A 7,747-nucleotide genomic window follows, 5' to 3' on the forward strand; every position below is an offset into this window, starting at 1 on the left:
CGAAGGCGTGCAACCACTGTCGGGCGCATCGCACAATGGAACCGGTTCCAAACGTGACGCAAATCTAATGCGTCACAGTTCACGTTGTCAATCTCGTTGGCCCGGGGGTTGACGTTTTTTTGTCTCAGCCACTACCGTCGCGGCCCCAACTGACAAGCTCACGATGACCCGCCCACCCCTCCTTCCCGCCGCCCTGCTCGCACTCGCTGCGCTTGCCGGCCCCGCGCTGGCGACTGAAACCGATTCCATCCTGCAGGCCTGGCCGACGCGCAAGCCCGTGCGCGACGCGGCGCTGGAGGCGCGTGTGGAAGCCGCGCTGCAGACCTTGTCGCTGCGCCAGAAGATCGGCCAGATGACCCAGCCCGAGATCCGCGCGATCACGCCGGACGAGGTGCGCGAGTACGGCATCGGCACTGTGCTGAACGGCGGCGGCGGGTGGCCGGGCGACGACCGCGCGGCCACGCCCGCGCAGTGGCGCGCGCTGTCCGAGAAGTTCCAGGCCGCGGCCCTGCGGGCCACGCCGGGCATCCCGCTGATCTGGGGTACGGACGCCGTGCATGGCCATAACAACGTGCGCGGCGCGACGCTCTTCCCGCACAACATCGCCCTGGGTGCGACGCGCAACGCCGACCTGGTGCGCGACATCGGTCGCGCCACCGCGCGCGCCGTGCGCGCCTCGGGCCTGCACTGGGCGTTCGCGCCGACGCTGGCCGTGGTGCAGGACGTGCGCTGGGGCCGCACCTACGAGAGCTACGGCGTCGACCCGTCACTCGTGAAACGCCTCGGCACCGCTGCCATCGAAGGACTGCAGGAAGGCCTGAAGGACGGCCGCGGCGTGCTCGCGACGGCCAAGCACTACATCGCCGATGGCGGCACCCGCCGCGGCATCGACCAAGGCCTGGCGCAGACCTCGCCGGCCGACCTCGCCAACGTGCATGGCGCCGGCTATCTCGGCGCCCTGGACGCCGGCGTGCTGACCGTGATGGCGTCGTTCAACAGCTGGACCGACAGCACCAGTTTCACGCCCCACGGCAAGATGCACGGCAACGCCACGCTGATGACCGGCGTCCTCAAGGAGCGCCTGGCTTTCGACGGCCTCATCGTCAGCGACTGGGACGGCATCGGCCAGGTTGCCGGCTGCACGGATGAAGACTGCCCGCAAGCCATCAACGCCGGCATCGACGTGGTCATGGTGCCGTTCAAGTGGAAGGCCTTCTTCGACAACACGGTGCGCGCCGTGGAGCAGGGCCGCATCCCGCTGGCCCGCATCGACGACGCGGTGCGCCGCATCCTGCGCGTGAAGTTCAGCATCGCGATGACCCCGGCCGTGCCGGCCACCGTCGAGGCCTTGCAGGCGCCGGCGCTGGCGCGCCAGGCGGTGCGCGAGTCGCTCGTGCTGCTCAAGCACAAGCCGGGTGTGCTGCCGCTCAAGCGCAATGCGCGCGTGCTCGTCGTCGGCGCGGCGGCCGACAGCCTGGCCCACCAGAGCGGCGGCTGGAGCGTGACCTGGCAGGGCCGTGACACGACGAATGCCGACTACCCGCAGGGCACCTCGCTGCTGACCGCACTGCGCCAGCGCCTCGGTGCGGACAAGGTCGTCTTCGATGCCGATGGCAGCCAGAGCGAGCCGAGGAGCTTCGACGTCGTCATCGCCGTGCTGGCCGAGACGCCGTATGCCGAGGGCGAGGGTGATGTGCGCATCACCGAGAACCTGCGCCACAGCCGCCGTCACCCGAGCGATGCGGATGTGCTGCGGCGCGTTGCCGGCCGCGGTGCGCCCGTCGTGACGCTGCTGTATTCGGGCCGGCCGCTCTACGTCAACGACCTCGCCAACAAGAGCGACGCCTTCATCGCCGCCTGGCAGCCCGGCACCGAGGGCGCGGGCCTGACGGATGTGCTCATTGCACCGGCCGACGGCAAGCCGTGGGTGGGCTTCACCGGGCGCCTTTCCTTCCCGTGGCCGGCCGGGCCCTGCCAGTTCAGCGCTCACGAAGCCAAACCCTGGTGGCCCGTCGGTGGTGGACTGAGCGGCAAGGAAACCAAGCTCAGTGCCAAGCGCCTGCCCGAGCCCGCCGACCCGCAACCCATTTGCCCGCTGTGATTCAATCCGCCCCCAGGACATGAAGCCCCTCGGCCAAGGACGACCTCGGCCGGCCCCCGCGGGGACCCCGATGCTTGCGACATCGAGCCGCAGTCACATCGCCAGGACGTGCTGGCTTCGCAGCGGCCCGGCGCCCGCCCGCAGATTCCAACTGAAAGGTTCGCGCAACGCATGGCAACGATCAAGGATGTAGCGCGGCTGGCCGGTGTGGGCGTCGGCACCGCGTCGCGTGTCGTCAGTGGAAACGGTTCCGTCGCACCCGCCACGGCCGAGCGGGTGCGCAAGGTCATCGCGCAGCTGAAGTTCCGGCCCTCTCACACCGCGCGCGCGCTCGGCGCCGGCACATCCAAGCTGATCGGCGTCTACATCCCCTTCCTGCGCGGCACCTACTACACGCCCATCCTGCGCGCGATCGACCTCACATTGCGGGCGCAGGGCCTGCACATGGTGGTGGCCTTCGGCGAGGGGATCGAGGACGAGCGTGTCGAGACCAACGACGGCATGCGCTTCCTGCTGGACCGCGACTGCGACGGCCTCATCGTGCTGTCCAACGCGCTGCAGGACGAGGACATCAAGGCCCTCGGCCCGGCGTCGCGCCAGGTCGTCGTGCTGAACCGCCACTTCGACCGCATCAAGGACCAGTGCTTCACCGCCGACCACGTGCAGGGCGGCGTACAGGCGGCGCGAGCGCTGCTGCAGCACAAGCACAAGGACATCGCCATCGTCTCGGGCCCGACGACCTCGCCCGACAACATCGCGCGACTGAACGGCTTCATGGGCGAGCTGGCGCTGCGCGGGCTGGACACGTCCAAGATCCTCACCGTGCCCGGCGACTTCTCCAACCAGGCCGGCTGGGATGCTGCCGACGTGCTGCTGGCCCAGAAGCGTTTGCCCACCGCCGTGTTCTGCGCCAACGACGAAATGGCCATCGGCCTGCTGGCCCATTTCCAGGAACGCGGCGTGTCGGTGCCGCACGAGGTTTCGGTGCTGGGCTATGACGACTCGCCCAGCGCCGAATTCGCCGCGCCCAGACTGACCTCGGTGCATGTCCCCAGCCACGAGGTCACGCTGGCCGGCCTGCACTGGCTGCTGAACCGCTGCTATGGGCAGGATTTGCCCATTTCGCGGCAGTTCGACATCACCGTGACCTGGCGCGCGTCATTGGCTGCCCCCCGCCCAGTCGCGCGCCGCTGAACGCGGGCGCGCCTGGTCGGCCCCCCAAGGGGGCGGCGATGCTTGCGGCGTTGAGCCGCAAGCACATCGCCCGCGGCCGGCTTGGGGCGGCCCGGCGCTCGGCCCACGGTTCAAATTGCGCCCAAGCACAGGACACAATCCAAGCTGAACTCCCTGGCCTCAGCTCCATGTCCCACCGCGTCCTGACCGGCATCACCACCACCGGCACCCTGCATCTCGGCAATTACGTCGGCGCCATCCGCCCGGCGATCGAGGCCAGCCGCGCGCCCGGCGTGGAGAGCTTCTTCTTCATGGCCGACTTCCACGCGCTGATCAAGTGCGACGAGCCGGACCGCATTGCGCATTCCAGCCGCTCCATCGCCGCGACCTGGGTGGCAGCCGGCCTGGACACCGACCGCGTCACGCTCTACCGCCAGAGCGACATCCCCGAGATCCCGGAGCTGACCTGGCTGCTGACCTGCGTCACCGCCAAGGGCCAGATGAACCGTGCCCATGCCTACAAGGCTGCGGTCGACGCCGCGACGGCCGCCGGCGAGGAGCCCGACGCCAACGTGACGATGGGTCTGTTCAGCTACCCGGTGCTGATGGCGGCCGACATCCTGATGTTCAACGCGCACAAGGTGCCGGTTGGCAAGGACCAGGTCCAGCACATCGAGATGACGCGCGACATTGCCCAGCGCTTCAACCACCTCTTCGGCCGGGGGCAGGCGCTGTTCACGCTGCCGGAGGCCGTGACCGATGCCGAAATGGAACTGCTGCCCGGCCTGGACGGCCGCAAGATGAGCAAGAGCTATGACAACGTCATCCCGCTCTTCGAAGGCGGCGCCCAGGCGCTGAAGGATGCGGTCGCCCGTATCGTCACCGACTCCAAGCTGCCCGGTGAGCCCAAGGACCCGCAGGGCCAGGCCATCGTCACCATCTACGACGCCTTTGCCGCGCCCGAGCAGCGCGCCGCCTTCCGCGCGGCGCTGCGCGGCGGACTGGGCTGGGGCGAGGCCAAGCAGCAGCTCGTCGCGCTGATCGACGGCCAGATCGGGCCGATGCGCGAGCGCTATGCCGCGCTGATGACCCACCCGGAGCAGCTCGAAGCCATCCTGCAGGCCGGTGCCGCCAAGGCCCGTGCCATTGCCACGCCCTTCCTGCAGCAACTGCGCGCCGCCGTCGGTCTGCGCCCCTACACGGCCACCGCCACGACCACGGCCTCCAAGGCCGAGAAGGCCGCGCTGCCGGTCTTCAAGCAGTACCGCGAGGCCGACGGCAAGTTCTACTTCAAGCTGCTGTCGGCCAGCGGCGAGCTGCTGCTGCAGAGCAGCGGTTTCGAGCAGGGGCGCGAGGCCGGCCGATGGGTCGCGCGGCTGAAGGGCGAAGGCCTGTCGGCCGACGCGCCGGTGCGGCGTGAGGCCGCCGATGCCGACATCGCCGCCGCCCTCGCCGCCCTCAAAGACGACTGAGGTGGCTGTGCAGCCCGACATCACCGAGCTGCTGATCGGCACATCGCGTGGCGACGCGGCCTCGCTGCAGAAGCTCTATGCGCTGCTCTACCCCGAGATCAAGCGGGTCGCCCGCATCCGCCTCGCGCAGAGCGGTCCCGGCGGCAGGTCGGCCGGGCTGAACACCACCGCCCTCGTGCACGAAGGATTTCTTCGCATGGCCGACCAGCAGGGCCTGCAGGGCGAGACGCGCGGCCAGTTCTTCGCCTATGTCGGCCGCGTGCTGCGCTCGGTCGTCATCGACCATCTGCGCGGCGAGGGCCGCGACAAGCGCGGCGGCGACGCCGTGATGGTCACGCTGTCGGCCGCCAGCGACGTCGCCGCGGTGCAGAGCCAGGCTGTGGACATGCTCGGCCTGGACCGTGCCCTGGAGCGCATGCGCGCGCTTGACAACGGGCTTTACGAGCTGATCGAGATGGTCGGCTTCGCCGGCCTGTCCATCGCCGAGGTCGCCGAGTTGCGCGGCCTGTCGACGCGCAGCATCAACCGCGAGCTGCTCAAGGCGCGGGCCCTGCTGCAGGAGTTGCTCGGCGACAAGCCCGACACGGTGTACTGATGAGCGCCGCGCCGGGCCGCCCCGAGCAAGCTCGCTGCCGCTGGGTGCAGCAGTGAACGCCGGGCTGCAGGCCGGCGACTGGCAGCGCCTGTCAGCGCTGTTCGACGAACTGGCCGACCTGCCCGCCAGCGAGCGCGCGCGGCGCCTGGCCGCCATCGAGTCGCCCGAGCTGGCCGAGCGCCTGACACGCATGCTGAGCCTGCTGCCCGACGACGACGACACGGTGCTGGCAGCCCTGCCCGGCTTCGACGCTCACCTGGCCATGGCCCTGGCCGAGCCCACCGGCCTGCCGCCGCCGCAGGCCGGCGACCGCTTCGGCGCCTGGTGCCTGGCCGAGTTGCTGGGCGAGGGCGGCATGGGTCAGGTCTGGCGCGCCGAGCGGGCCGACGGCCTCTACCAGGGCGAGGCCGCCATCAAGCTGCTGCGCGACGACCTGGCCACGCCCGGCTTGGCGGCGCGCTTCGCCCGCGAGCGCGCGCTGCTGGGCCGCCTGACTCACCCAGGCATCGCACGCCTGCTGGACGCCGGCGAGCAACACGGCCGCGCCTTCCTGGTGCTGGAGTACGTGGCCGGCCGCACGCTGTCCGAGCATGTGCGGGCGCTGAACCTGCCGCTGACCGCCCGCGTGAGGCTGCTGGTCGACGTGGCACGGGCCGTGGAGCATGCCCATGCCCAGCTCATCGTGCACCGTGACCTCAAGCCGAGCAACGTCATGCTGGACGAGAGCGGCTGCACCAAGCTGCTGGATTTCGGCATCGCTGGCCTGCTGGACGACTCCGGCCAACAGTCGGATCACCAGCTCACCCTTGTCGCCGGGCGGCGGCTGACGCCCGCCTATGCAGCACCCGAGCAGATCACCGGCGAGGCGGTCGGCGTCGCCAGCGACATCTACTCCCTCGGCGTCATGCTCTACGAGCTGGCCAGCGGCGAGCTGCCGTTCGGCCGGCGCGGCCAGAGCCGCACGGCACTCGAGCATGCGGTGCTGCACGGCCAGGCCAGGCGCATCGCCAGCACCACGGCCAACGCCAACGGCAGTGAGGGCGCTGGCCAGGAGGCCGGCCCGCGCCGCGCGCCCGACGCGGAGCACGCCCGCGGCGACCTGGAAGCCGTGGCGGCCAAGGCCATGCGCAGGAACCCGGCCGAGCGCTATGCCAGCGTCGGCAGCTTCGTCGACGACCTGGAGCGCTGGCTGGCGCAGCGCCCCGTCAGCGTGCGGGCGGAAGACTGGCGCCACCGCGCCCATCTCTGGTTGCGGCGCAACGCGGCGCTGGCCGCGGGCGGCGCCCTGGTCTTCGTGACGCTCAGCGCTGGCCTGAGCGTGAGCCTCTGGCAGCGCAGCCAGGCCCAGATCGCCGCACGCCAGAGCGAGGAGGTGACCCGCTACCTGACCGAGCTGCTGGCCTCGGCCAACCCCGACAAGCATGGCGGCCAGATTCCGACCATCTTCGAGGTGTTGGAAAAGAGCCGGGCCGAGCTGCGCCAGCGTTTTGCCGGTGATGACCTGACCTATGCGCGCGTTCTGGAGGTCATGGTCGCGACCTATTCGGACATGAACCGCCACGACATCGCCATTCCGCTGGCCAAGGAGTTCATCGAGGTCAGCGCCCGGCATTGGGGCGAGCTCGACGAACACACGCTGATCGCCAGGCTGCGGCTTGCACGCATCTACACGGCGCTGAACTCACCGCTGGAGGTCATTGCGCTGGGTGAGCCCATCTTGCCGGTGCTGGCCCAGGCCGGCCGCGGCACGGAGATGGAGAACGACTACGTCAACCTGCTCTACCAGCTGATCGTGGCCTATGCCGGCGTGGCGCGCATCGCCGACGCCGAAGCCATGCATGCGCGGGCCTGGCCCATCGTGCAGCGCCAGTTCAAGCCCAGCGATTACGAATACCCGTACTACAACGTCTACCTGTACCAGTTGCGGGTGGCCGAGGGCCGGCTGGCGGATGCGGAACGGCTGATCGAGGCCACACGCGCGTCCTGGGCCACGGCGCCATCGCACCGTGCGCGGTTTGTGCACCGCTCGCGCCAGCACCTGTGGAACATCCAGGCGCGGCTGGGGCGGCCCGAGGGCAGCACGGACAACGCCCGCCTCATCATCCACGACATGGACAAGCTGCTCGGCCCGGGCAATTCCAGCAGCCAGCGCATGCGGGCCGACCTCGCGCGGCACCTGGTCGAACTGGGCGAGTACGCCCAGGCCGTGCAGGTGCACGAGGAGCTGGAGGCCGGGCTGCCCGTCGAAGCGGCACTGCACCCGACGCTGCGGCTGCCGCGTGAGAGCGCCGCGCTGCTGGCACGCGCGCTGGCGCGGCCCGAACGCGCCTCGGACTGGCTGCCAGCGGCCCGCCGCATGGTGGACGAGCTCGCCACCAGCCCGGACATCAGCGGCCCACCCTGGGC

5 protein-coding genes are annotated in these 7,747 nt (G+C 70.2%); all 5 read left to right on the forward strand.

Features of this window, described 5'->3' with window-relative positions:
• Positions 1-163: 163 nt before the first annotated feature.
• The gene (locus ACT6S0_RS13655; RefSeq protein WP_444764375.1) at positions 164-2,101 is read left to right on the forward strand and encodes a glycoside hydrolase family 3 protein; all 1,938 of its coding nucleotides are present in this window, start codon (positions 164-166) and stop codon (positions 2,099-2,101) included.
• A 171-nt stretch (positions 2,102-2,272) separates the two neighbouring features.
• Complete coding sequence (locus ACT6S0_RS13660; RefSeq protein ID WP_444764376.1) at positions 2,273-3,295, forward strand: LacI family DNA-binding transcriptional regulator; 1,023 nt, start codon at positions 2,273-2,275, stop codon at positions 3,293-3,295.
• Positions 3,296-3,462: 167 nt separating this feature from the next.
• Positions 3,463-4,746, forward strand: coding sequence for a tryptophan--tRNA ligase (locus ACT6S0_RS13665; RefSeq protein ID WP_444764377.1), 1,284 nt, complete (start codon positions 3,463-3,465; stop codon positions 4,744-4,746).
• Between the two features lies 1 nt (position 4,747).
• Positions 4,748-5,341: an ECF-type sigma factor gene (locus ACT6S0_RS13670; protein WP_444764378.1), complete on the forward strand. Its 594-nt coding sequence runs from the start codon at positions 4,748-4,750 to the stop codon at positions 5,339-5,341.
• Positions 5,342-5,393: 52 nt separating this feature from the next.
• Positions 5,394-7,747, forward strand: a 2,354-nt coding sequence (locus ACT6S0_RS13675; protein WP_444764379.1) for a serine/threonine-protein kinase, incomplete at its 3' end; no start/stop codon positions are given.

This window comes from Roseateles sp. (assembly GCF_052436255.1).
In the GTDB taxonomy this organism is placed as follows: Bacteria; Pseudomonadota; Gammaproteobacteria; order Burkholderiales; family Burkholderiaceae_C; genus Pelomonas.